The 20,638-nt window shown below is 53.4% G+C and carries 28 protein-coding genes, 2 tRNA genes and 1 pseudogene; 10 read left to right on the top strand and 21 right to left on the bottom strand.

All coding sequences use genetic code 11. The annotated features are described in order from the left end of the window. Positions 1–77: transfer RNA gene (locus AC07NR_RS16680), tRNA-Arg, on the top strand. Between the two features lie 19 nt (positions 78–96). Here the strand turns inward: AC07NR_RS16680 and AC07NR_RS16675 are convergent. Next, positions 97–615, bottom strand: a pseudogene (locus tag AC07NR_RS16675) (cell envelope protein SmpA). Positions 616–934: 319 nt separating this feature from the next. Between AC07NR_RS16675 and mgtE the strand changes: the two are divergent. Next, positions 935–2,377, top strand: coding sequence for a magnesium transporter (mgtE, locus tag AC07NR_RS16670; protein ID WP_085709728.1), 1,443 nt, complete (start codon positions 935–937; stop codon positions 2,375–2,377). A 112-nt stretch (positions 2,378–2,489) separates the two neighbouring features. Here mgtE and AC07NR_RS16665 read toward each other — a convergent pair whose 3' ends face one another. Continuing rightward, positions 2,490–2,816, bottom strand: coding sequence for an Arc family DNA-binding protein (locus AC07NR_RS16665; RefSeq protein WP_003178899.1), 327 nt, complete (start codon positions 2,814–2,816; stop codon positions 2,490–2,492). Positions 2,817–3,205: 389 nt separating this feature from the next. On the opposite strand from AC07NR_RS16665, the gene phnN reads away from it, so the two are divergent. Next, a complete protein-coding gene (phnN, locus tag AC07NR_RS16660; RefSeq protein WP_248739126.1) occupies positions 3,206–3,775 on the top strand; it encodes a phosphonate metabolism protein/1,5-bisphosphokinase (PRPP-forming) PhnN in 570 nt (189 codons plus the stop codon). Here phnN and AC07NR_RS16655 read toward each other — a convergent pair. Next, positions 3,750–3,929, bottom strand: a complete 180-nt coding sequence (locus tag AC07NR_RS16655) for a PA3371 family protein (RefSeq protein WP_134827818.1) — start codon at positions 3,927–3,929, stop codon at positions 3,750–3,752. The two genes, phnN and AC07NR_RS16655, sit on opposite strands and share 26 nt — an antisense overlap. Before the next feature lie 20 nt (positions 3,930–3,949). Next, positions 3,950–4,177: a hypothetical protein gene (locus tag AC07NR_RS16650; protein WP_248739125.1), complete on the bottom strand. Its 228-nt coding sequence runs from the start codon at positions 4,175–4,177 to the stop codon at positions 3,950–3,952. Between AC07NR_RS16650 and AC07NR_RS16645 the strand changes: the two genes are divergently transcribed. Then, entirely contained in the window at positions 4,176–4,325 is a 150-nt protein-coding gene (locus tag AC07NR_RS16645; protein WP_248739124.1) for a hypothetical protein, read from the top strand. The two genes, AC07NR_RS16650 and AC07NR_RS16645, sit on opposite strands and share 2 nt — an antisense overlap. A 148-nt stretch (positions 4,326–4,473) precedes the next feature. After that, a tRNA-Arg gene (locus AC07NR_RS16640) sits at positions 4,474–4,550 on the top strand. 137 nt (positions 4,551–4,687) lie between these two features. Here AC07NR_RS16640 and AC07NR_RS16635 read toward each other — a convergent pair. Then, a complete protein-coding gene (locus AC07NR_RS16635) occupies positions 4,688–5,221 on the bottom strand; it encodes a hypothetical protein (protein ID WP_495078991.1) in 534 nt (177 codons plus the stop codon). A 193-nt stretch (positions 5,222–5,414) separates the two neighbouring features. Then, positions 5,415–6,032, bottom strand: a complete 618-nt coding sequence (locus AC07NR_RS16630) for a recombinase family protein (protein WP_495078990.1) — start codon at positions 6,030–6,032, stop codon at positions 5,415–5,417. Positions 6,033–6,080: 48 nt separating this feature from the next. On the opposite strand from AC07NR_RS16630, the gene AC07NR_RS16625 reads away from it, so the two are divergent. Then, positions 6,081–6,863, top strand: a complete 783-nt coding sequence (locus tag AC07NR_RS16625; RefSeq protein ID WP_495078989.1) for an ABC-2 transporter permease — start codon at positions 6,081–6,083, stop codon at positions 6,861–6,863. A gap of 1 nt (position 6,864) precedes the next feature. On the opposite strand, the gene AC07NR_RS16620 is transcribed toward AC07NR_RS16625, so the two are convergent. The 8 genes from AC07NR_RS16620 to AC07NR_RS16585 all read right to left on the bottom strand — a co-directional run bounded on the left by AC07NR_RS16620 (position 6,865) and on the right by AC07NR_RS16585 (position 11,233). Next, complete coding sequence (locus AC07NR_RS16620) at positions 6,865–7,449, bottom strand: tail assembly protein (RefSeq protein WP_495078988.1); 585 nt, start codon at positions 7,447–7,449, stop codon at positions 6,865–6,867. A gap of 3 nt (positions 7,450–7,452) precedes the next feature. Continuing rightward, positions 7,453–7,815, bottom strand: coding sequence for a hypothetical protein (locus AC07NR_RS16615; RefSeq protein WP_495078987.1), 363 nt, complete (start codon positions 7,813–7,815; stop codon positions 7,453–7,455). 51 nt (positions 7,816–7,866) lie between these two features. Continuing rightward, on the bottom strand, positions 7,867–8,700 hold the full coding sequence (locus AC07NR_RS16610; RefSeq protein WP_495078986.1) for a hypothetical protein: 834 nt from the start codon (positions 8,698–8,700) through the stop codon (positions 7,867–7,869). A 4-nt stretch (positions 8,701–8,704) separates the two neighbouring features. Then, complete coding sequence (locus AC07NR_RS16605) at positions 8,705–8,917, bottom strand: hypothetical protein (RefSeq protein WP_495078985.1); 213 nt, start codon at positions 8,915–8,917, stop codon at positions 8,705–8,707. Further along, positions 8,904–9,335: a hypothetical protein gene (locus AC07NR_RS16600; RefSeq protein ID WP_495078984.1), complete on the bottom strand. Its 432-nt coding sequence runs from the start codon at positions 9,333–9,335 to the stop codon at positions 8,904–8,906. Before AC07NR_RS16600 ends, AC07NR_RS16605 begins: the two co-directional genes overlap by 14 nt. After that, complete coding sequence (locus AC07NR_RS16595) at positions 9,332–9,748, bottom strand: DUF5681 domain-containing protein (RefSeq protein WP_085730375.1); 417 nt, start codon at positions 9,746–9,748, stop codon at positions 9,332–9,334. Before AC07NR_RS16595 ends, AC07NR_RS16600 begins: the two co-directional genes overlap by 4 nt. Then, positions 9,745–9,921, bottom strand: a complete 177-nt coding sequence (locus AC07NR_RS16590) for a hypothetical protein (RefSeq protein WP_164486614.1) — start codon at positions 9,919–9,921, stop codon at positions 9,745–9,747. The genes AC07NR_RS16595 and AC07NR_RS16590 overlap by 4 nt, the downstream gene beginning before the upstream one ends. 562 nt (positions 9,922–10,483) lie before the next feature. After that, complete coding sequence (locus AC07NR_RS16585) at positions 10,484–11,233, bottom strand: KilA-N domain-containing protein (RefSeq protein WP_197871297.1); 750 nt, start codon at positions 11,231–11,233, stop codon at positions 10,484–10,486. Positions 11,234–11,347: 114 nt separating this feature from the next. Between AC07NR_RS16585 and AC07NR_RS16580 the strand changes: the two genes are divergently transcribed. Then, positions 11,348–11,530 (top strand): hypothetical protein, encoded by a 183-nt coding sequence (locus AC07NR_RS16580; protein ID WP_495078983.1) that lies wholly within the window; start codon positions 11,348–11,350, stop codon positions 11,528–11,530. A gap of 145 nt (positions 11,531–11,675) precedes the next feature. Here AC07NR_RS16580 and AC07NR_RS16575 read toward each other — a convergent pair whose 3' ends face one another. The 4 genes from AC07NR_RS16575 to AC07NR_RS16560 form a co-directional block, all read right to left on the bottom strand. Next, complete coding sequence (locus tag AC07NR_RS16575; RefSeq protein WP_495078982.1) at positions 11,676–12,440, bottom strand: restriction endonuclease; 765 nt, start codon at positions 12,438–12,440, stop codon at positions 11,676–11,678. 22 nt (positions 12,441–12,462) lie between these two features. Further along, positions 12,463–13,245: a hypothetical protein gene (locus AC07NR_RS16570; protein ID WP_495078981.1), complete on the bottom strand. Its 783-nt coding sequence runs from the start codon at positions 13,243–13,245 to the stop codon at positions 12,463–12,465. A gap of 14 nt (positions 13,246–13,259) precedes the next feature. Beyond that, positions 13,260–14,060: a hypothetical protein gene (locus AC07NR_RS16565; RefSeq protein WP_495078980.1), complete on the bottom strand. Its 801-nt coding sequence runs from the start codon at positions 14,058–14,060 to the stop codon at positions 13,260–13,262. A gap of 453 nt (positions 14,061–14,513) precedes the next feature. Then, complete coding sequence (locus AC07NR_RS16560; RefSeq protein WP_495078979.1) at positions 14,514–15,176, bottom strand: DUF4145 domain-containing protein; 663 nt, start codon at positions 15,174–15,176, stop codon at positions 14,514–14,516. A gap of 360 nt (positions 15,177–15,536) precedes the next feature. Here AC07NR_RS16560 and AC07NR_RS16555 point away from each other — a divergent pair, with 360 nt between their 5' ends. Further along, the gene (locus AC07NR_RS16555; RefSeq protein ID WP_495078978.1) at positions 15,537–15,755 is read left to right on the top strand and encodes a hypothetical protein; all 219 of its coding nucleotides are present in this window, start codon (positions 15,537–15,539) and stop codon (positions 15,753–15,755) included. A gap of 104 nt (positions 15,756–15,859) precedes the next feature. After that, positions 15,860–16,450, top strand: coding sequence for a hypothetical protein (locus tag AC07NR_RS16550; protein ID WP_495078977.1), 591 nt, complete (start codon positions 15,860–15,862; stop codon positions 16,448–16,450). A gap of 390 nt (positions 16,451–16,840) precedes the next feature. Here the strand turns inward: AC07NR_RS16550 and AC07NR_RS16545 are convergent, their stop codons facing one another. Together AC07NR_RS16545 and AC07NR_RS16540 are read right to left on the bottom strand one after the other, a co-directional pair. Continuing rightward, the gene (locus AC07NR_RS16545) at positions 16,841–17,824 is read right to left on the bottom strand and encodes a hypothetical protein (protein ID WP_495078976.1); all 984 of its coding nucleotides are present in this window, start codon (positions 17,822–17,824) and stop codon (positions 16,841–16,843) included. 164 nt (positions 17,825–17,988) lie between these two features. Next, positions 17,989–18,189 (bottom strand): helix-turn-helix domain-containing protein, encoded by a 201-nt coding sequence (locus AC07NR_RS16540; RefSeq protein ID WP_495078975.1) that lies wholly within the window; start codon positions 18,187–18,189, stop codon positions 17,989–17,991. 161 nt (positions 18,190–18,350) lie between these two features. On the opposite strand from AC07NR_RS16540, the gene AC07NR_RS16535 reads away from it, so the two are divergent. Then, positions 18,351–18,884, top strand: a complete 534-nt coding sequence (locus tag AC07NR_RS16535; RefSeq protein ID WP_495078974.1) for a hypothetical protein — start codon at positions 18,351–18,353, stop codon at positions 18,882–18,884. Here the strand turns inward: AC07NR_RS16535 and AC07NR_RS16530 are convergent. Next, positions 18,881–20,092 carry a site-specific integrase gene (locus AC07NR_RS16530; RefSeq protein WP_495078973.1) on the bottom strand — a complete coding sequence of 404 codons (1,212 nt, stop codon included), beginning with the start codon at positions 20,090–20,092 and terminating at the stop codon, positions 18,881–18,883. The genes AC07NR_RS16535 and AC07NR_RS16530 overlap by 4 nt on opposite strands. Between the last annotated feature and the right edge of the window lie 546 nt (positions 20,093–20,638).

The following is a 20,638-nucleotide window of genomic DNA, read 5'->3' as shown; positions in this document are numbered from 1 at the left end:
GCACTCGTAGCTCAGCTGGATAGAGTACTCGGCTACGAACCGAGCGGTCACAGGTTCGAATCCTGTCGAGTGCACCATATACCAGAAAGCCCGCGTTTAACGCGGGCTTTTTGCTGTCCGGGATTTGAGTTTTCCTGTCACGCATCCTTTCTCATCAAAATCGACCTGAGCACTGCGGCCTCGCTTGAGGTCGTAACGATAAGTCGTTGCCGAATTGCGGATGCTGATCTTGTCAGGCTTTCCCAGGGCGCTTTCAACATCCTGCTGGCTCATGCCGGCGATGATTCGTTGATTGATGATTGCTTCGCGCTTCTGTCGTGCGTCGATCAGGTCTCCGCATTTGTCTTGGGTGCGCCCTACGACGGCCATTTACCGCTTTCTGATATTCATGCCGGATATTTCTTCGTGTCGGGCTTCGGGTATCAATGCCACTGTCGAGCCGGGCGAGTAGGGGCGTACCTCCTGAAGTGAAAGGCGCTCATTGTTGGCGCAACTCAGCGTCGTGAATGTGAGGCTGCCGTCAGCAGCTTCGCAGCGGTGAAGTGTCGTTGTGTTCCCTGTGGATGGGAGGCAGAGCAGGGTGGTCAGCATGAGTCGGGATGTTTTCGATGGCATTCGGCGTCCTCCATGACGATCCCTTTCAAGCGTAGCCGGCAGTTTTTTCAGCGCCGGTGTGTTTTCTTTTCAGGATGAGTCGTCGGAGTCTGAAGAGTCAGGACGGCGCTCAGCTTTGTCTCGCAAGCGCTTGTTTCAGCCTAGATTTTTAACGTTTAAAACCGTCAGGCGGTGTATCATTGCGCCCGTCAGCCCCGCCGGGGCTTATGGAAAACTTCCATGGACTTACCCAGTAGATACTCAGTACCCCGTTTTACCAATCATGAATTGACTGATTGATCCTTCCGGCGTGCCCCGCTGCTGGGAGTGGAGTTCGCCTATGTCCGAAATCGAAGTAAAGAAAACACAGGAAAGCCTGCAGGATCGCCTGGCTCAGGTCGTTGAGCTGCTGCAGCGCCAGCGGGTCGTCGAAGACCTGACTCACCGCCAGGAAGGCGCACATCATGACCGGGTCGAGAACCTGGTCCACCGGCAAAATCTCGTCGAGCTGCAACGCAAGCTCGATGATCTGCACTCCGCCGACGTTGCCTACATTCTTGAAGCCCTGCCGCTGGACGATCGTCTGACGCTCTGGCAGTTGGTCAAGGCTGATCGCGACGGCGACATTCTTCTCGAAGTATCCGACTCCGTCCGTGAAACGCTGATCGCCGACATGGACGATCACGAGCTCCTGGCTGCTGCCAAGGACATGGATGCCGACGAACTTGCTGACCTGGCCTCCGAGCTGCCGCGAGACGTCGTCCATGAGCTGATGGAGACTCTGGATCAGCAGCAACGCGAGCGCGTGCGTTCGGCTCTCTCCTACGACGAGGAGCAGGTCGGTGCGCTGATGGACTTCGAGATGGTGACTATCCGCGAGGATGTCAGCCTCGAAGTGGTCCTGCGTTACCTGCGCCGTCTCAAAGAGCTGCCGGGTCATACCGACAAGCTGTTCGTGGTCGATTACGACGGTGTGCTCAAGGGCGTGCTGCCGATCAAGCGATTGCTGGTCAATGATCCGGAGAAACAGGTTTCCGAAGTGATGGCCAGCGATCCGGTGAGTTTCCACCCGGACGAAGATGCCTACGACGCCGCTCAGGCGTTCGAGCGTTACGACTTGATCTCGGCACCGGTGGTCGACAAGAACGGCAAGCTGATCGGTCGTCTGACCATCGACGAAATGGTCGATCTGATTCGTGAGGAGAGCGAAAGCGAAGTCCTCAACATGGCGGGGCTGCGGGAAGAGGAAGATATTTTCGCTTCCGTCTGGAAATCCCTGCGCAACCGTTGGGCGTGGCTGGCGATCAACCTGATCACGGCGTTCGTCGCGTCGCGGGTGATCGGCCTGTTCGAAGGGTCGATCGAGAAGCTGGTGGCGCTGGCCGCTCTGATGCCGATTGTGGCGGGTATCGGCGGTAACTCCGGCAACCAGACGATCACCATGATCGTTCGCGCCATGGCACTTGATCAGGTCAGCACGGGTAATACTTCGCGTCTGATGCGCAAGGAGCTCGCCGTTGCGTTGATCAACGGCCTGGTCTGGGGTGGAGTGATCGGTGTAGTGGCTTACATGCTCTACGGCAGTTGGTCGCTTGGCGTGGTGATGACGGCAGCGATGACGCTCAACCTGCTGCTGGCGGCGTTGATGGGGGTGTTGATCCCGATGACGCTGGCCAAGATGGGGCGCGACCCGGCAATGGGGGCTAGCGTGATGATCACGGCCATGACCGATAGTGGTGGCTTCTTCATCTTCCTGGGGCTGGCGACGATTTTCCTGCTCTGATCTCCTGTATCGAACAGCCCGCCGATTGGCGGGCTTTTTTTCGTCCTTGAAATCCCGGATTGCGGGCAAAAAAAAGCCAGCATTCATGCTGGCTTGAGATATTCGATTTGACTCAGGATGCGTCTGCGGCCATTTCGGCATCGTGGGCGATCAGCGAAACCAGTGCGTTCTGCTGGCGGTGGGAGAGTTGACGGAAGCGTTGCAGTAACTCGCGTTCGTGCAGCGAAAGCTCCGGGCTGTCGAGGCGCATGCTCAGCTCTTCGCCCAGTGCGCCTTCCTGAATAAGACTCTGCTCAAGGCGCGCAATGATCTCGGAGTTCATGCTGCGATGATGATTGCGAGCCACCTCGGCAATGCGTTCACGCATTCCGTCTGGCAGGCGTACGACGAACTTGTCAGCCGTACGGCTGGAATAAATTGCCTGTTTCAATGGGCGCATATATTTAACCGGTTAGTTCAGGGGAGCGGTTCTCGGGATTGGCCGCAGGATGAGTCGTAGGACAAGCATCCGCGCCAAATGGTTCAACCTGAATTGTTAAGAGGCTCGCATCATGCCTCAAAATTGCCAGATCATTGGCGTCAATTCTGTGACAAATATTGATCTGGGTAAAGGCGTAATGCCAGCACCAATTATCAGAAATGCGGACTGGTTTGAAAAGAATGAGCCGGCCCGTATCTCTGACCGCGTCCTGATGTGCAGGAACTGATGCCCGAAGGCGCCAGACCGTGCATGCTATGCGGCTAGAATCCTTGTTCCTTACCTTGTACAGGATAGTGGCAAATGGCCGATTTACTAGGGGCGTACACCTGCTCGGGGGCGTTTTCAGGATGGATGGCAAGCTTATTTATCTGATGGGGCCATCTGGCTCGGGCAAGGACAGCCTTATCGAGGCTGCGCGTGAGCGTTTGCATCTGCTGAATTGTGAGGTCATGCGCCGCGTCATTACTAGGTCGGCGGAATCTGTGGGGGAGGATGCGCTCAGTGTCACTCCTGAGGAGTTTGATCGACGCCGACGCGCCGGTGAATTTTCATTGTCATGGCAGGCGAACGGACTCTCCTATGGTATTCCTGCTGAAATGGACCAATGGCTGAAAACAGGGCGCCACGTATTGGTAAACGGATCGCGCGCGAATCTGCGCCAAGCACTGGAGGGTTATCCGACGCTGTTGCCGGTTTTGTTGACTGTCAGGGAAGAGGTGTTGCGGGAGCGTCTGCTTAAGCGTGGACGAGAGACGCTTGAGCAAATCAATGCCAGGCTTGCTCGCAACGCCTTGTTCCTGGAAAGGAGGTCAATCAGCAGGCCTGTGTTCCATCTCGACAATTCTGGCGAGTTGGCGGTGGCCGCTGATTATTTTGTGGAGTGGGTGAAGCTCAACGTAGTACCGGATCAAATTTGAACTTGCGGCCGGCTGCCAGTGCAAGCAAGAACAGCACTGCAAAAACGGCGCAACCGATCAGGGGCGGGGTGACTTCGGTTTGTTCGAACAGCGAAAAATGCAGGGCGCCGCTCAATAAGGCGAGGATCAAAAATCCTGCCGCTGACTTGGACATTCTGTACTCCTGAAGATGATTCAAAACACCAGGCGATCGATTGATTTGGCTTGCGACGTCTCGAGAGGGTCGCTGACTTCTTGCGAGTGGCTGCGCTGGTCACTCAGCACTGCCCACTGTGGCGCCTTTTGTACCTGCAAGTAATGCGGCATGCGCTGTGCAACCGGTTCAGTGCTCTCGGGGGCAAAGTGAAAGCCCACCAGAATCGTTAAAGCGATCGCGTTTGCAAGCAAGAGGGGGCGGTTCATGAGGCTGATCTCCGATCGTTCTTCTGCAGAGCAGCGAAGCAGTCGTCATGCCAACAGTTTAACCGCTGTTAAGTCCTTAAAAAACAATGATTTAAGAGGGTGGTTAAAAAATGGCGCATTGCAATGTGCAATGACGGTTATTTTTTGATGATGCAAATTGCACGGTAAATCGCCCTTCGAGATTGCGGGGCGCCTGCCTACACTTAAAATGCCCTACGGACGACATGACAAATCAGGGTTCGGCCGTTAACATGCTCGCCGTCCGTCGCGCAGCGTCTGCAAGCGACAACGTGTATGTCTCAGTAGCTCAATTGGATAGAGCATCCCCCTCCTAAGGGGAAGGTTGGCAGTTCGAACCTGCCCTGGGACGCCATATAGATTAAGGCCTCAAGCGTTTTTTTGATTACTTTCTTGCTTCTCATGGGTGCAGGGCGGGTGCAAAAAATGGCTCAGGCAATAAAAAGCCCCACCGAGGCTCAACCTGGTGGGGCTTTTTTGTATCGTACTAAATCAAGGAATGGCGACCGAGAGGCCTGAATTCGGCCCCGGCGGTAGACCGAGGACTGTATCTATCCCTGTTGATGCACGCAGATCGTCAAGAAGTTGCTGCGGGTGGAATTTTTTTCCGATGATTGCTTCCGACTCTCGCCGGGGATTTTCGGAGTGACGCGCCCGATAGGCAATGAGGTAAGGGATATCTTCAGACAACGCTTTTAAGCACAGACCCCTAATGTAAAAGCGATTGAACTCGCCCTCCGCTAGAGTTTGTGGCGCTGTATGCGGGATTAGGGCTTGTGTAAACCCACCGTTGGGCTTCCTGCGACTCTCGTGGCTTTTGAGAAGTCTTCGATCTCGAATCTGACCTTCTAGCCAGGAATCGGTCTGATTCTGTGCTGCTTCCATAAGCGTGTCAGGCCAAACTCGCAATCCCTCCTCATTCAAGCGCTGGCTCGGGTAGAGGCTTCCTCTGTCCAAATCAAATGTGACTTCCTGGACCATATTCGCGCGAACATCCGCACCCATGTCCCTGTACTCAAGACCCATGATTACTTCCCTTCGTTGTCCATCGCGGGCAAGACCTAGCCCTCTTGAGTGAAGGCTTGGCGTCCATCCGCCAGCCTAAACATCGTCCCTGCGTCACCACTCCGGCGCAGTCAATTCGACGCTAGCACTTTGATGGCGCAATCATCAACAGACGCAGATCAATGCAACTCAGGGAAGTGTTGCAAGTCGTCTCCTAAGACGCGGCGGCGTCGCGGATTCTCAATACAGTGGTGGTGGAGCAGTTGGCGTGCCGAGCCGTTGCGCGAATGCCCAGGCCGGCGCCGAGCAGTTCGGAAACGCGCCTGTGAAGATCCTCGTCTACTGGGCGGCCCTGATATTTGCCGGCAGCTTTCGCTTTCTCGATGCCTTGGGCCTGGCGTTCGCGGCGCTGCTCGTAATCCTTGCGCGCGATCGCGGCCATCATCTCCACCAGCATGGAGTTGATCGCACCCAGCATCCTGCCGGTGAACTCGTCGCCCTTGGTGTCTTGCATTCCTTGGTAGCTGGTCGGAAGGTCGAGCGCGACGATGCGCAAGCCCTTGGAGTCGATGGCGGCCTTAAGTTTGTGCCAGTCCTCAACAGGAAGGCGCGAGAGGCGGTCTATCGACTCCACCAGCAGGACGTCGCCCTTGCGCGCGTCTTTCAGCAGGCGCAGCAGCTCAGGCCGATCTGCCGAGGCGCCGCTGGCGTTCTCCAGGTACACGCTCGCGATGACCTTGTTGTGGTCGGTGGCGAATTGCTCGAGCGATGCCCGGGCGCGGCCGGCGTCCTGCTCTTCGGTCGATGCTCGGAGGTATGCGCGAATGAACATGATGTGCTGTCCGTATCAGTTAAGGTGTTCTACTAATACTGTTGCACTATGAGTGTTACTTATCAAGCGGAATGCGCAAATAAAGACGAATTTGCGCGTATCAGCTCAGGCATACCCTTTAAAACGTTGTGCACCATTATTATCATCCCCCCTCTAGTCACCCTATTGATTGAAAACATGAAAAATCCTTATGCAGGCGGCTTTTATGCGTTGCTTGCGATGCTCCTTGTCGTTTGCAGCGCTTTGGTATGGGCCATCGGGAATGGTGGCAAGCTCACCAGCGTTCAGGACGCATTTACACTCATTAACTCCATCTCTGCGTTGATCCAGGCTATTGCTGCCGGGGTAGTCGCTGCGTTGGCATATAAGGGGCTGACGAGCTGGAAGCAAGAGCTTATTCATGGCAAGGCTATTGCTGTTCTTTGGGATGCGAACCTTGCTTTTAGCACTTTGGAAGCCAGCATTATTAGGCTTTGTAAGAAGTGGAGCTATTCGCCGGCAGTCAAACCATCAGAAATTGTGAAGCAAGAGCTCCAACAGGACCCGATAGAAAAGCAACTAGAGGTGTTCAGTGAGCAGTGCTTAATTCTTGATAGGGTGGTCGTGAAAAAAGGCGATGATTGGGTAGAGCGAGCTAAGCAACTCACCATGTTGGTCCGCAACTTTGCGGTTGAGGTCCACAAGGCCCCCTTTGATCCGAAGAACGGTGTGCTCAGCTTTTTTACCAGCAAAATTGACAAAAAAGTGCATGACGACGCAGTCGAGATTGATGCATTAATCAAGTCAATTAAAGCTGAGCTCCAGCGTCTTGACGCAAAATATTCGTCATGAACTAAACCTTGTCTTCCGCCAGGATCGATGCCGAGATGATCATTCCGCCCCACCGGCGCTCGCCAATGCAGATCGGCACCGGGTTGCCGCTTGCTGTAGTGTTTTTTGCGCTTCCAAAGGCATATGACGGTGCGTTTTCCGGGGACGCGCTCTGCTTCAGGCCGGTGGCTTGTGGGCTGAGCATTTGAATGACGCCGCCGGCGGCGAGTGCGATACCTGGTGCTAGGGTCGCACCATTTGTTACTGAACTCATAGCGATCAGAACTACGCCAAGCACAGTTTGAAAAAGGCCCGCACGCTTGCTGCCGGCTATCACCGGAACGATCCGAATCTCCTTCGCGCCGCCCATCTTCAATTCGTTCTCGCTAATGTTCTTTCGATTCCGGAACACGGCGAATTCGAGGCCCTTCCGTTTTGCCTCTGCAAGGTACTTCGCGAACCCTGGATGGTTGACGTCGATAGCCTTCACTGCCTCCCGAGTGTCGCCGGTGGAAAGCTCGTAAACGTGCTCGCGCCCGAAAAGCTTCCCGGCCGATCCTCCGAGCAGGATTCGGGTTTTAGTACCGTAGTTGGTGGCCATCGCCATAATTTACTCCTTAGCGCCCTGGGCGCTGTTGTTGGGTACTTCAACGCCCAGTCTTATGGCGAGCAGCGAGCGCGACATATGCGCCTGGTCCACAGTTACCTGTTCGTGCCGCGGGTCGTAGTTCCAGATCCGGTCGTAAATCCCTTGGTAGGCCCTGGCACCCCGGAAGGTGCCGCGTAGAAGGTCGGCCGAAACTCGGGCTTCGTCCTCGGTGAAGAACGGCCCGTCAATCGTCACCTTCTGGCCGTCGCGGACGTGCTGGACATCCCACACGACGTAGCCAGAGTCAGGGCCTTGTTTCAGCGTGTAGGGTGCAAAGCGGCTTGTCTTGCACGCCTCGGCGAAGCGTTCCTGGTAAATGGTCAAGGTATTGCTCCCAGTTGGCGGCCGCACCGTGACGGTCGCAAGTTGAACCGCTTACGCGGCTTCGGATTCTTCCTCTGCAGCCTTCGGCTTGCCTCGCGCTGGGATCTTCTCCAGCCAAGCGCGCAACGCTTCTGAGCCGTCACAACCCGACCGCCACTTTTCGAACCGGCCCGCGTAACCGGCAGAGTTCGCTACCATTCCGCTGAGCGCCACTCCGACCTGAGAGGTTGTGGCAAGCACATCATCGTAGACGGCCAGCATTTGACGGAGAGCGTCAATGTCATCTGCGCGAGAGGCGGCGATGCCCGCCCGGGAAAGGCTCGCTGCAGCTTCAGAGTTGAGGCCGGAGAGCATCGGATTTGCTCTCAGCACTGCTTCGACGATATCGGGGTGACCGCCCTGGCGCGCTTCGGACATGAGGTTGCGGCGTTCTTCCGGACTGAGGCCTCGCACAAGGGATCTCAGTTCTTGGTCTGCGAGAAAGCCTGCGATATCGCTACTCGCGCGCGGAGTGACAGGAGAGAAGCCTTGGGTGACGGTTTCGGCCAGGGTGAGCATATCCTTCGCGACCGACTTCATTGCAGGAAGTAGGGCGTCTGTCACGCCTGCGATTTTCTCTTTGCTCAAGCGCTCGATCGCGGACGAGTTGAAATCTTTGTTTTCCCGGATTGAGACGATTTCTTCGCCGAAGTCTTTGAAGGTCTCCAGCGCCAGTGTCTGAAGCTGACGAGCTGACTTCATCAAGCCGCCGGCTTGCCATACACCCTTGGTCCCGTCCGGACGCTGGATAGAGAAGGTGTGAGCCTCAATGCGAGAGTGCTCGTATTCGGAGTAGTGGAGGTTGGCCAGGCCGACCTTGAGAACTGAGCGTTTTCCGATTTTCATTGCGTTACCTTTGGATTGTTTGGGATAGGGATAGGGCGGTCGAGGATGCAGAGGCGTTGAAAATATCGAGAAGAGAGGCTTCCCCGATGGCGGCGGCACCGCCGACGGCTTCTGCGCTCAACTCGTCTATCAGCTGACTGATCTGCCGAACGTCGCTGCTAAATTGGGAGTCGCCGGCCGCCTGCTTCAGTCGGGCGATTTGGTTACGGATGTTCATTGCGCGCCTCAACGATCCTCTGGTAATGCTCTGCAGCGTGCTGCTCAACCGAGACACCTTCAGGAGGCCAGGTAACGATCCAAGCCCCTTCCTCGGGTGCGACGCGCATATCGAGAATGCCGACTTGAGCTGTCCGGCCGGCGCGCTCAATTTGTCGAGTGTGAAGAATGATGGCTTTCGCCATTTGCTCACCTTGGTCGCTATCCATCTCTGCGAAGGGGAAGAACAGCGATACATTCCGCCCCTGAATTCGATAGTCGACTTGATGCCCAGCGGTTTTCGGAAAGTCTTCTTCCGCTTGGGTCTCTCTGGTATTTGCTCGGATCACCGCGAGCACAATCAGCACCACCGTTTCATCTGCGGCGCCGATCTTCTGGGCGATCCTTTGCAGTTCTGCTTTCAATGACTTGATGCTCATTGCTGCATTCCCTCCATTTGCGTGCGGAGTTCTTCGACGGCCTTTTGAAGCTCAGCGACCTCGATCACCCGGGCGACGGCGCCCAAGCCTTCGATGAGCGACTTGCCCTGGTCGGGCGCGAGTTGTCCGCCGGCAACAGCACGCATGATTGATTTGGCTGCGCTCGGCAGGTCCGTGTCGTCGAGTTCGAATTGCACCGGCTCAGAGGTCGGTTTGATTGGCGGGACAAGGCGCTCAAGGATCAATCGGCAGGCCTGCATATCGCCCTTCTTGGCAGCAGCGAGCACCTTCTTGGTAACTGCGTCGGCACCCTCGGCAAGTCGAGCGCGAAGCTCCTGTGTTTGCCCGGAGCGCCCACCTGGATTCCCTGACTGCCCGGGCTTCCATTTCCCGCTCTTGTCGCGTTCAGTCATGCGGCGGGCGATTCCATGGCAATGACCGGTTTGTTTTCAGCAAGCGCGATCAGGAGAGCGGACGCCTGGATGCTTCCTTCGCTGGCAGCGTCGCGCAGGCGACCCCATGCGGCGGCCACCTCTGAGCGAGTCGGTTTGTGTTGTCGACCTCGAGCGGTCTTGGCTGTGTTCATGAGGGGGGCCTCGATTGGATTTGAGTTAGCTTCAAACCCACATTAGGCATGATCTGATCTTATATCCAGTGTTTTTAGGGTGCACCTAAGGTGCTACACGTAACCGGATTAAACGGGACTGAAATAGTTGGTTTTGCCGATCGAGAAGGGAGGATTTTTGTTGCAGTAAATGGGCGATAGCCAAAGTGATACACGGCCGAACTTTCGGCCCAGTCATTCATCCTGCAATGAAGGTTGGGAAATTGCCGTGGAGTAGTGGGACTTCCTCAATTTTAGGAACACCCCCCAATGGGGGAAGTTGAGCGATCCAACCCCCGTTGGGGGGGGCTGAACCTGACCTCCCATTTCGGCATGGCAGGTGTCGCGACACGTGTTGCGAATTATGAAAACGTGTCGCGTACTTGATGTGTCCAGATTTGGACCGATCTTCCCCCTGCGGGGGTAGGCATTGGATCTGATGGATGGGGCCGAGTCTCCCAGAGATCCTCAGAAGCTGCGTCCAGGGCGATGGGCAAATCCCAAGCCGTTACCTGTTCTAACCTGCTGTCAGGATAAGTGAGGGCTACTGCTTTTCAAGTAGTCGAGGTAGGTACTGAAGGGCTGTCACGTCTCGCTCTCTGAAGTATGTCGCAGCTTTCTGCGGCAGCCAGACTTGGTGAAAGTGAGCTCGGAAGTCTCCTAAAACCTCATTTGGATAGAGTTTTGGATAGACCACCCTTCCATCTTCAAATTCGTGCCGGTATGTCCCGAGAGCATCTGTGTCGATTCCTTTCACGTCTCTCAGCCATTTGCAGAACATTCGGCCTTCGGAAATATCAGGTAGCAAGCGATCAGGTAACGAATAGCCTGCGTCCTCCATGGGGCCAATAAGCGCAAGGATCATCTCGTTAAGCATAGAGAAATGCGTGTAGGGAACTGCGCCTCGGTTGGCCATGTATCGTTTCATGTGATACGGAAGATTCTGTGGCTTCGCTTTATCCGCGAGCCATTCCCGCACCCAGATTGCAACGGCCACAGCAAATTTCGGCGAGCACCATTGCCCGAGGTTGAGCGCCACATCTGGATGCACCCAGGTTCCTCGGGTCTCATTAGGGCCATTCATAACGGTGAGTACAAGCTGGTCAGCGGGAATCCCCGTTGACCTTGCGAGCTCGTCCAGAAAGTCATTGGTAACCTTCAATCTCGAGTAGTCGTAGAACGACTTCCCAGAAGCGTTACACATAGCGGTGGCGTTTACGTAGCCGTCTGCTGTCCGTTGATGGATGAGGGCTCCATCTACGCGGCGCGGGATGAGGTCAAGCTGTACTTCCATACGGCAAACTCCGTTATTAGGTCCGAGTGGATCCAATCGGACAGGCAGAGTGCCACCATAACCGCATTTGTCTAATTTGGCCTATACCCTTTGGTCTAAGAAGGAGGGAACCAAATGCTCACCCATTGGATTTTTGTGATGTTTATCGGCGGTCAGCCGGTCATGACTGAGCAAAAGGTCTCCGAGGCTGACTGTAATCGGACGCTCGCCCGTCTTGTAACGCTGGCTCGTACCCAGGGTAAGGATGCGATCGGCGCCTGCTATCTTCGTGCAACGTCAGATCAAGGGGGCGCGTAATAAGTCAAAAACGTGTGTGAGACCAAATCGGGTCACACCATGTGTTTCACTTTGTGAGTAAAGGGCGCAAGTCTGCTGCCTGGAGTGAGATGTACTCAAATTTGAGTACATTCCCTGACGTCTACGCTTGCTACCAGCTTTTTCGTCAAATGACAAAGTCTGTTTCAAGCTCCTCTAGCGGTGTATCTATTAGAGAAATACATCCGTTCGATTCGGGCCGTCCTTGAACGATAGCGAATTTCACACCTCCCAGCTTAGCGAGTCTGAGGAGTGCCTTCAGTTTATATTGAGGCATTCCGAAAACTGCCCAGTTTTCCCGATCTGCTACGTGTTTGAGATATGTCTCCGCATGTTTTTTTGAGATGAAAAACGGGATTGTAGGCTCACCCTCTATACGAGGGGCGTAATAACTTCCCGTACTGAGATTTTCGGCAGTATCACCCATTTCGGCAATAACCCAGAAAGGCTCTCCAGTTAAATCGGGTTCATGCAGTGCTAAGCTTTTAATTTGAATACCAACAAGATGTGGGAGGGATGGAAGGTCGTCACCTGTAAGTAATGAGATGTTATGTCTAGCCGCCACCTTCTCGACACCAGCCTGGTAACCAGATCGAGAAACCACTACGCCGACAACATCATGTCCGATGTTTTTGATCTTCTGATGAAATTCGAGAATTTTTCCCTGGTCAACCGGGCGCTTCCAGTCTTTGCATTCGATCGCTACTCTGTGACGCACGCCTACTTTGGAGAACTCATAATACACATCAACTTCATAGCTGTCGCCGGTAGCCATTTGGAAGGTTGTGCGTCGAGATACTTGTGTTTTTTCTCCGCGTAGATTGAGCAGTGTGCTGTATACGTACTGGACATAGCTTTCGAAGTCCCTGCCGGTGTTTGTTATCTTGGGCATATTTCACTGTTATCTAAAATGGTCATTGAGGTAAGGCCGATTCTGCTGGTTGGTCGGAGACTGGTTTTAGATCGTTCCATGCTGCGAGATAGTCTTCAAGCCCCTCTTTTTTAAAGAAGCCCCGATCCTCTAGTAGCTTCAACATTTTCCATCCAGAATAAGCTTGTGCGATACATACCAAATTTAAAAAGCGAACAGGCATGGTGTAGTTGCAAATTTCTAAATATTTTTCTTGATGTCGAACTGGGCAGACTTCGACTGTTATTTTGAATAATATGTAAAAGCTTCTAACTGAAGAGAATAGTCCCATAGATGACTGGTCGTCTAACTTGTTGAAGATTAATGAGAGATCAGGTTCTATGTTTTTTTGTACGTTGTCATGATGTATTCTTAGGATTTCCTCTTCGATATAGCTCACTGCGTACGATTCAAAATGTTCTGCGCCTCCTGGTTCTTTGATTCTGAGGCGGCTGTATTCCTGTCTAGCAACTTCTGCAAGGCTATAAAAAGTGGACTCAAATGATCTCAAGTCCTCGAGCTCTTTTTGCCTATCCTCCGAATTTTTTATATGATTGTTTTGTTCGATAATGCTTTCGTTTGCGTCTTTTTGAAGGTCGATAGACTTAATTAACATGCACATTGTTATGAAGGTTATTATTGGGTTTGAAAATCCACCTATAAAGTCTCCAAATGTACCCCAATCACCTTTTTCGGCAGACAGGCCAAGCCCTTTATTAAAGTTCAGATAGTATACTAACAATGCTCCTGCTATCGTCAGGGCGCCAATTGCTATTTCTTTTTTCACAGTGTTGTCCCTGCTCAGTCAAGGATCACACTATGGACCTTGTAATGCTTGACTATGTCGTTCCGTCCCATCACTCGTGTAACCTCCAAGGTTAGCGGAGAGAAATCTTCGGCACCATTATTTTGGTGTAGATTTCTTGAGAAAACCTTCCTTTGTTTATCTGGGAACATTTGCCAAGTCCTAGCCGGGGCGAAGCTAACCGAGTTGTCATGCTCCGATAAGATAAGTCGGCCAGTTCCTGTTAATTTATTGAATCTAGTGATAACGGCGTTGATTTTAATACGCTGATCTTCTATAACTTCGTGTGATATGTAGTTAAAGGTATCAGTATTGAAAACGGAAATTGGAGAGCGCCTTTTGTTGAGAACTATACGATAGCCTTGATTTTCTACAGGCTTGTGTATTCTAAGTAGGGGTTCGCGAATTCTCTGGATTAAGTCGACTTCATCTTCAATATATGTTCGAGCCCAGCTGACGGCGACTGGTTTTACGATTTGATGATCCACGCCGACAGCTTGACCGATGAAGTGCTTCATTATTTGGAAGAACCCATCTTCCCCAATCCATTCGAGCACGCGAACTTGTTCGGCTCCAGTTATCGCCAGCTCAAATTTTTGCCCAAATGAACCCACGAAGGATTTTTTAAAATTTGCTCTGATACCCTCTATCGAGGGAACCTGCTTTGCGAGCGTTCTATTCAAAATAGTATGAGCAACCAAAGCCACAACTTCCGAAGTTCCCTCCAGTGCTTTGGCCCCGTAATAGAAGTCCAAATCAGTAAAGTTTGCCTCGCCTGTTCCAATTGTCACATCCATCGGAATTATCAATTTTGTTCCCTCAAAAATGGTGATGTCACTTTAGCATTGTCCGCAGTCTGACCGCACCTTTCCGCGAAATGTACGCGGATTTGAGCGAATTTCCTCATAGATCCTAGGTAGAAGTCCTTTTTAATCTTGCTTCCGCAGCTAAATCTCGCGTACCTAGCAGGGTAGGTAGCGAGAAGCTACCTCACAGGGTGATGCGTCGAACACCAAGCCATGAACAATATTCGCGACGGAGATCCGCACTAGGTCTTCCGGCAGATGCGGCTGTAACTCCCACCGATGGTGGAAGTCGGGATGTTCCACTATTGAAGTAAACCTCTCAGCCTTTACGGCCCTCTCAAGAAAGAGTCGGCGAACCCAGCAGATAACGGCAAAGCGGGAATTCCCACTTTCAGATCTGGAATCCAGATGTGAGCAAAATTCCGCGCAACTCTTCAGAGAGCCTCATTGCAAGGTCGAGGCGAGGAAACGCTCCACATCATCGAGCATCCCCTTCACATCTTCAGGCTCAAACTCACCCTTCTTACCGTGTGCGGCGCTATTGCGGATAGCCGCCATCGCGGTGATGCGTTTGTGCTGGAGCGAGTTATAGGCACCAGCCTTGACTAGCTCATCGTTCATTCTGTTGAGGCTTCCATGGGTGATACCGTGTTCCGTGCAGATATTTCTAAGGCTCGTCTCCAACACAACACCAGCGATGACTGCAGCCGCCGGCACATACTGAGCAGCAAGCAATTCTCTAGCCTGGTCGAGTTCGCTTCCAAATACCTCCGCCTGTACGAGATTCCGGAAAGACACCAGATAGCCACCTTCAAAGTCTTCTTTCGCTGCCAAGAAGACCGCTCTCATTCGCTTCATGCGGTCGGCTACGGTATTCATTCCCTTGGCATTTTGTGCCGCGATGAACTCCTGTAGATGGCTGGCGGCTTCAACACCCATCCGTTCCAAAAGTGATTTGACCTTCGTCCCCCAGTTCAGCAAAGCGTCTGGGTCGAGTTTGTCGTAAGTTCGCCCGTTGTATTGGTCTGTGGCCTTGGTGATGGAGGATTGAAGCTGCTCCAGTTGCTGCCCTAACTCTATAAAACGCTTACCTAGCAATGCCGTCATTTGGTTTTCCTTCCGTGAGAGATTGCCGATCTTGGCGCGTGGCCAGTAGAGAGGCAAGACTCAGATCGTCAATCCTGCTCCAGCCGTTTGATCGGTCTGTATCAGCAGGGTCAGTCCGCGTCAGATTGCCAAGCAGATGCGGCTGTAACTCCCACCGGTGGTGGAAGTCTGGGTGTTCCACCACTGGTGGCGCATCGAGGTTTCCGCCATTGGAGTAAACCTCCGAGATCGGAGATGTCTCCAAAACTGGGGGCATCTCGGCTGCACGGCTTGGGGTTGCAATAATTTTGCACCCCTCTGTTGCGTTACTGGTAATAGAGTGCCATTATGGCTCTGCGTTACCAGTAATGAGAGATTCAAATGACAGAGAAGAGCGAGAACCCAAACACCCTGCGTCAGCGCGCATTCAAGGAACGTCAGCGGGAGGCGGGTTTCAAGCAGCAAACGCTTTGGATTCACGCCGAGACAGAGGAAGAGGGTAAGCAGGCTGCGCGGGACGGGAAGCCGCTCAAGCCGATGGGTACGAAAGACCCACTGAGCTGGGCGGCTGGCTGGATCAGCGAGAAGGTCAAGCAGTAATGGGTGAAGCGGTTGCTCAGTTCTGAGCCACCTGGGAAGAGGTGCCAACCCGGTGCGTCAACACCGGGAAGGCGATCACACGACGCAACTTGATGGTGACCGTCATGCAACTTCAACAAAATAGCAGCAGCAACATGAAACACCAAGGCAAACAGAGTGCAGTCATGGCTCCAGCCATCACCGCGATCAAGCATCTCGGTGATGAGCGTGAGCGTGGGGCTCACTGGTGGAGGATCTTGAGTTCAATGCTGCTGCAGCAGGAATTGCCCGAGTGGATCGCCTCTCAGGGTATCGGAACCCGAGAAGATTTCGACAGATACTTGAGCGCTCAGGACCAGGTCAACAGTGTAATTTTTGCAAATGTAGACGATGGCGATGTGGCACTTGAGCCGTTGCGCCCCGGCGAAACAGCTGTCGCGATAGATCTGATCGAGGCTGAACGAATGCACGCGCTGTGTTGGTGGGAAATGCTGCACACGATGAGGGCGCGTGGCGAGTTGCCAGAGTGGGTGCGCTCACAGATCGCCGGCAGCGGTCCAGATCATACGCAGTGGACGGAAAGTCGGACGGCAGTAAATCAATGCCTGTTCCTTATGCCGTACGTCAGCGGTGTCGCAAATTTGGATGAGGTCATGGCAGAGCGCAAACAGTTTCGTGATTCATTTCGGTCTCGTTCAGCGAGTGCTTTCTGCTGAGTGACCATGTTGGTAACAGACGTAAATTACGAAACTTTCGTAGTATCGAAGGCACTACCCTGCAACGGGGTGGTGCCTTTTATTTTTCTTCTGTGCCAGATGGTCCAGATCTGGATCATCAAGAGTTTGGTGTCACGTTCGCCACGCATTTCTGATTGCTCGCTTGTGATGGAAGAGTGAGCAACACACAGCCTCCAGGCAGTAGGTGTCGACTGTGGGTCAGCCTGTTTTCCTTATCCTTTTCGCTCTTCGCTATGCCAATCCTAGCGAAGGCGTATTCCCATGATTTCATAGCCAACCTCGTTGTTTGGTGCAGTTGTGTGCAGCTGCTCTTACTTCTCTTTGACAACCATTGATATCAACACTTACTGCTCATTGATGACCATTGAATTACTTTGAAACCCTTTGAAAACCATTGATATCAACATCTTCTAGTCCGAGCATCTTGTTCATGCCCTGAACAAACCGATCCGTTAGGCCGTGCTCGGTCGCATACCATACGGTAGTCTTAGCCGTCTTTGGTCTGTACACCAGTCTGAAAACCCCTATCAGAACGGGGTCGTTCAGTTCTCGAACCGCGATTCCCACCAACGGGAAGAACAGCTCAACCTTCCTGGCGAATCCAGCTCCGCCGCTGCAATCAAAAAAGGGTATCAAGCCGTAGGTTGCTTCCTTCGTCCTTTCGTTCAGAGGGTAAAGCAGCTCTGATTCGTAATCAGAGGACTCCGACATGTAAGTGGCCTCCTCGACTAGCCCCATGAGCTGTAGCGGGTGAAGCACGACCCAGCCCCCTTTGTTACCACTTTCGTCTTCCATACCGCGGCATTCGGAAAACACACCGCTGTTGGTAACCGTGGCCCCATCACACTTAAATCCGTACACGACAAAAGCACCGGTGGAGCACAAGCGGTCCCGCTTGTATTCCCTTCGAGCGATAGTGCGAGACAGGCCTCCATCAGAGGTTAGATCCTGGGCTCGATAGAGCTCTATGAACTTGCGAAACAAGAATGCATCGCCGCGCTCCCGAAGCTTTCTAACTGGTGGCACTTCATTGCCAGCCCCGTCGATCAGTTCATTTGGCAGCCAGAGGAATTCATCTGTGTCTTTGGGTTTTGAAAGCTTGTAGCGTGGGTTTTTCCCGGTTTTGAGGACGGTCACTAGTCCTGCATCGACTAGTGCTTGTATTGCCTCCTTCGCCCGACGCCAAGCCATTCCCGTGTAATCAAAGACCGCCTGAGCGCTCCAAGAAGTAGTGGCCTGGTCTTTAAGAGTCCCTCGAGCCATAACTAGAAGTGCTACCGCAGGGCGTAAGCCCAGCTCACACGCTCGGTCAAACTCGGCAGCTCCGACTGCAAAAAAGTTACCCTTACTCATTCATCCCTCTTAATCCTTGATCTATGGATGGGTACAAGCAAAATGCCATATTGGACACGGGATTTGTAGAAACAAATGGAACAGAAGGGCGGTTTTGAGCAGCGCCCTTGGTTATCGGATCACCTTTCCCATTCGATCAGGGCTTACAGGCCAAATCTGTGCGGTCACCTCGCACCTTTTTGAGCTGCTTGCTCGATCCATGCCCTCAGTTCTGTCATCAGAATCAGCCGGCGCTTGCCGAGCTTGAAAGCCTTCAGCTCGCCTTGAGCGATTACCTCATAGATCCCCGACCGCGAATGACCGACCAGGCGCGCGGCCTCTTCGACGCTGACTGAAAGAGGGGTGACGGTTGCAATTTGTGACATAGGTTCTCCTCCCCTGGCGGTTGAGTTTGTTTGCCAGTGTTGAGAAGGCTAAGCCGCTTTTTATGTAAGTGCAATCTTTTGCGGTACATAACCGCACTTAACTGGATTGACAGTAAATAGCTGTGCGTTCAAAGTGCGCGCAATTGAGGAGATGTCCAGATATGGCGAGGCCAAAGAAGTCCGAACAGCCAACCGTTAACGTTTCGCTGCGGATTGACCCGAAGATCAAATTCGCAATCGATCTGCTTTCAAGAGAGCAAAAGCGATCAATCACCGGCGTGCTTGAATGGGCGGTTATGCAGGCGCTGAAAAGTCAGATGATCACAACGCCGAAAGGCGACGAAATTTCAATGTTTCAGCTAACAGAATGGGCATGGTCGCCGGATGAGGCGGAGCGAGTGACGCTGTTAGGGATAGTTGCGCCGCACATCCTCAGCCATGAAGAAAGCTGCATCTGGACTGTCATAAAGTCGTCTGGGTTGTTTTTGACCCCGATTGAAATTGATGAGCGTGGAGTTCCAAAAAGCTATACGCCGAAGATGAGCTTCATCAAATTGGTGTGGCCTTTGTTGAAGGCTCGCGGGGCCAGGCTTGCTGAATGGAGCAACGAGTATCAAAGCAACATCGTCACCGAGGCGGATATTGTCGAGTACTTCGGTGAAGATATGCTCAAGGAGGCTGAGCCCTTCCGCTAAATAAGCTCCACTGCTGCCGCCTTGCTGTCAGGGGCAAGGTGAGCATAGCGCAGCGTCATTTTGATATCGGCGTGCCCCAGCAGGTCCCGCACCGTATTTAGGGGCACGCCAGCCATGACCAGGCGTGACGCGAAGTCGTGGCGCATATCGTGCCATCGGAACGTCTCGATTCCTGCTCGCTCAAGCAGGCCCAGCCAAGCACTTTTCACGTCCTCCAAGCGGCCGCCGGATTGGCTCGGGAAAACGTACTGAGACTTTCCAGATTGCTTCTTCCACTCCTCAAGCACGCTGACAGTCTCCTTGTTCATCGGGATATGTCGTGTGTCGCTGGTTTTGGTGGTGGCGCCGGCGGCGGTGATCGTCTTCGTTTGGAAGTTCACCGCGGACCATTTCACGTCGAACAGCTCGCCGCGTCTCATCCCGGTATTCAGTGACACCAGTACCATGGGCTTCAAGTGATCAGTAAAGGGCAACTGCAGAAGACTTTGCATCTGCTCTTTGCCGCGATCTGCCCGCCACTTGTTCGCAGTCTCGCGCTCGGTCCTTGCTTCGTCTTGGCGGGCGTCTAGCGCCTCACGCAGGCGCTTGTTCTCGTCGGCATCCAGATAGCGGACCACGCCCATGGAGTCGACCTTGAGCGCCTTGAGCTTGTCCATCGGGTGGGCGCTGATGTACTCCCATTCAACGGCCCTACTAAATACGCCGCTGATGGAGCCCATTTTCCGGTTGACCGTTGACGCCTTGTTGCCCGACTGCATCCATCCGGTGCGGATTTGGTCCAGGTCGCGACCGGTGATCGCGTCGAGACGTTGAGCCATGATGGCCTCGAAGTTGTTGTCGAGCGTATGCAGTGTTTTCTCGTGCCCTTTGTGGTGCGTCTTGAACCAGGGCATATAGGTGTCGTCGATGAACTGACGCAGGGATGGCAGGGCGGAGCCTTTCCTTCCTTGGGTGACGGCCAGCGGCTCGCCGTGCTTCCTCGCGTCGGCCAGGTATTGTGTTGCCTCTTGGCGAGCTTGGTCGAGCGTGAGGATGCCTACTCGGCCCAAGGTCTTTTTGCGTCCGCGCGCCCAAGTCACCACATAGGACTTCGCTCCCGCAGCCGTCACTCGCACGAATAGCCCAGTGATGATGGTATCGTGGATCTCATACTCCCGGCCGGTGACCTGTAGGCCGGCAAGCAGTTTGGCCGTTATCTTCTCTTTCACTTTGCTCTCATGGGTGCGGAGTGGGTGCAAAAAGAACTATACGGAGCCGTTTTCACGGACGCAACCGGACGCAAAGCCCTTGAGTAGTGGGGTTTGCCCAAGCGGGCTGGGTGCAGAATTATCCCTCCTAAGGGGAAGGTTGGCAGTTCGAACCTGCCCTGGGACACCATCTATACAAAACCTTCTTTGTTGATGTCCGCCGGTCTCACGGTTGATTACCGCTGTCTGTTGTTTTCATACTCCTTTGATTTGCTGAAGCGGCGCGGGCTGGTTGTGTCTCGTGGGTGGCTCATTGCTTCTGAATCGAACCTCAGCTTCCTGTCTTGTATTGCTTGGCTTTGCGTTTTCATGGAGCCCGAATGTTCTTCTCTCTATATAGAGGAGCATGAGGGGGGCAGTTGCTCGTTGCGCTGAATGCGCGCTGATTGGATCTTTCGACGGTACTGAGCTTCTGACTGATAGAAAAATCAAATTAAGGGTTGACGGCAGATTCTGAGTCTCTATAATTCGCCCCACTTCCGGCGCAGTCGAAACGGAAAACTCCTT

This window comes from Pseudomonas sp. GW821-FHT09C09 (genome assembly GCF_059418105.1).
The sequence above is the reverse complement of the archived record's forward strand: the minus strand, read 5'-3'. Positions and strand labels throughout refer to the sequence as shown.

Bases quoted from the DNA above. Each gene is read 5' to 3' on its own strand.
- mgtE (WP_085709728.1), top strand. From the start codon at position 935: ATGTCCGAAATCGAAGTAAAGAAAACACAGGAAAGCCTGCAGGATCGC.
- AC07NR_RS16665 (WP_003178899.1), bottom strand. From the start codon at position 2,816: ATGCGCCCATTGAAACAGGCAATTTATTCCAGCCGTACGGCTGACAAG.
- phnN (WP_248739126.1), top strand. From the start codon at position 3,206: ATGGATGGCAAGCTTATTTATCTGATGGGGCCATCTGGCTCGGGCAAG.
- AC07NR_RS16655 (WP_134827818.1), bottom strand. From the start codon at position 3,929: ATGTCCAAGTCAGCGGCAGGATTTTTGATCCTCGCCTTATTGAGCGGC.
- AC07NR_RS16645 (WP_248739124.1), top strand. From the start codon at position 4,176: ATGAGGCTGATCTCCGATCGTTCTTCTGCAGAGCAGCGAAGCAGTCGT.
- AC07NR_RS16650 (WP_248739125.1), bottom strand. From the start codon at position 4,177: ATGAACCGCCCCCTCTTGCTTGCAAACGCGATCGCTTTAACGATTCTG.
- AC07NR_RS16635 (WP_495078991.1), bottom strand. From the start codon at position 5,221: ATGGGTCTTGAGTACAGGGACATGGGTGCGGATGTTCGCGCGAATATG.
- AC07NR_RS16630 (WP_495078990.1), bottom strand. From the start codon at position 6,032: ATGTTCATTCGCGCATACCTCCGAGCATCGACCGAAGAGCAGGACGCC.
- AC07NR_RS16625 (WP_495078989.1), top strand. From the start codon at position 6,081: ATGAGTGTTACTTATCAAGCGGAATGCGCAAATAAAGACGAATTTGCG.
- AC07NR_RS16620 (WP_495078988.1), bottom strand. From the start codon at position 7,449: ATGGCGATGGCCACCAACTACGGTACTAAAACCCGAATCCTGCTCGGA.
- AC07NR_RS16610 (WP_495078986.1), bottom strand. From the start codon at position 8,700: ATGAAAATCGGAAAACGCTCAGTTCTCAAGGTCGGCCTGGCCAACCTC.
- AC07NR_RS16605 (WP_495078985.1), bottom strand. From the start codon at position 8,917: ATGAACATCCGTAACCAAATCGCCCGACTGAAGCAGGCGGCCGGCGAC.
- AC07NR_RS16600 (WP_495078984.1), bottom strand. From the start codon at position 9,335: ATGAGCATCAAGTCATTGAAAGCAGAACTGCAAAGGATCGCCCAGAAG.
- AC07NR_RS16595 (WP_085730375.1), bottom strand. From the start codon at position 9,748: ATGACTGAACGCGACAAGAGCGGGAAATGGAAGCCCGGGCAGTCAGGG.
- AC07NR_RS16590 (WP_164486614.1), bottom strand. From the start codon at position 9,921: ATGAACACAGCCAAGACCGCTCGAGGTCGACAACACAAACCGACTCGC.
- AC07NR_RS16585 (WP_197871297.1), bottom strand. From the start codon at position 11,233: ATGGAAGTACAGCTTGACCTCATCCCGCGCCGCGTAGATGGAGCCCTC.
- AC07NR_RS16580 (WP_495078983.1), top strand. From the start codon at position 11,348: ATGCTCACCCATTGGATTTTTGTGATGTTTATCGGCGGTCAGCCGGTC.
- AC07NR_RS16575 (WP_495078982.1), bottom strand. From the start codon at position 12,440: ATGCCCAAGATAACAAACACCGGCAGGGACTTCGAAAGCTATGTCCAG.
- AC07NR_RS16565 (WP_495078980.1), bottom strand. From the start codon at position 14,060: ATGGATGTGACAATTGGAACAGGCGAGGCAAACTTTACTGATTTGGAC.
- AC07NR_RS16560 (WP_495078979.1), bottom strand. From the start codon at position 15,176: ATGACGGCATTGCTAGGTAAGCGTTTTATAGAGTTAGGGCAGCAACTG.
- AC07NR_RS16555 (WP_495078978.1), top strand. From the start codon at position 15,537: ATGACAGAGAAGAGCGAGAACCCAAACACCCTGCGTCAGCGCGCATTC.
- AC07NR_RS16550 (WP_495078977.1), top strand. From the start codon at position 15,860: ATGCAACTTCAACAAAATAGCAGCAGCAACATGAAACACCAAGGCAAA.
- AC07NR_RS16545 (WP_495078976.1), bottom strand. From the start codon at position 17,824: ATGAGTAAGGGTAACTTTTTTGCAGTCGGAGCTGCCGAGTTTGACCGA.
- AC07NR_RS16540 (WP_495078975.1), bottom strand. From the start codon at position 18,189: ATGTCACAAATTGCAACCGTCACCCCTCTTTCAGTCAGCGTCGAAGAG.
- AC07NR_RS16535 (WP_495078974.1), top strand. From the start codon at position 18,351: ATGGCGAGGCCAAAGAAGTCCGAACAGCCAACCGTTAACGTTTCGCTG.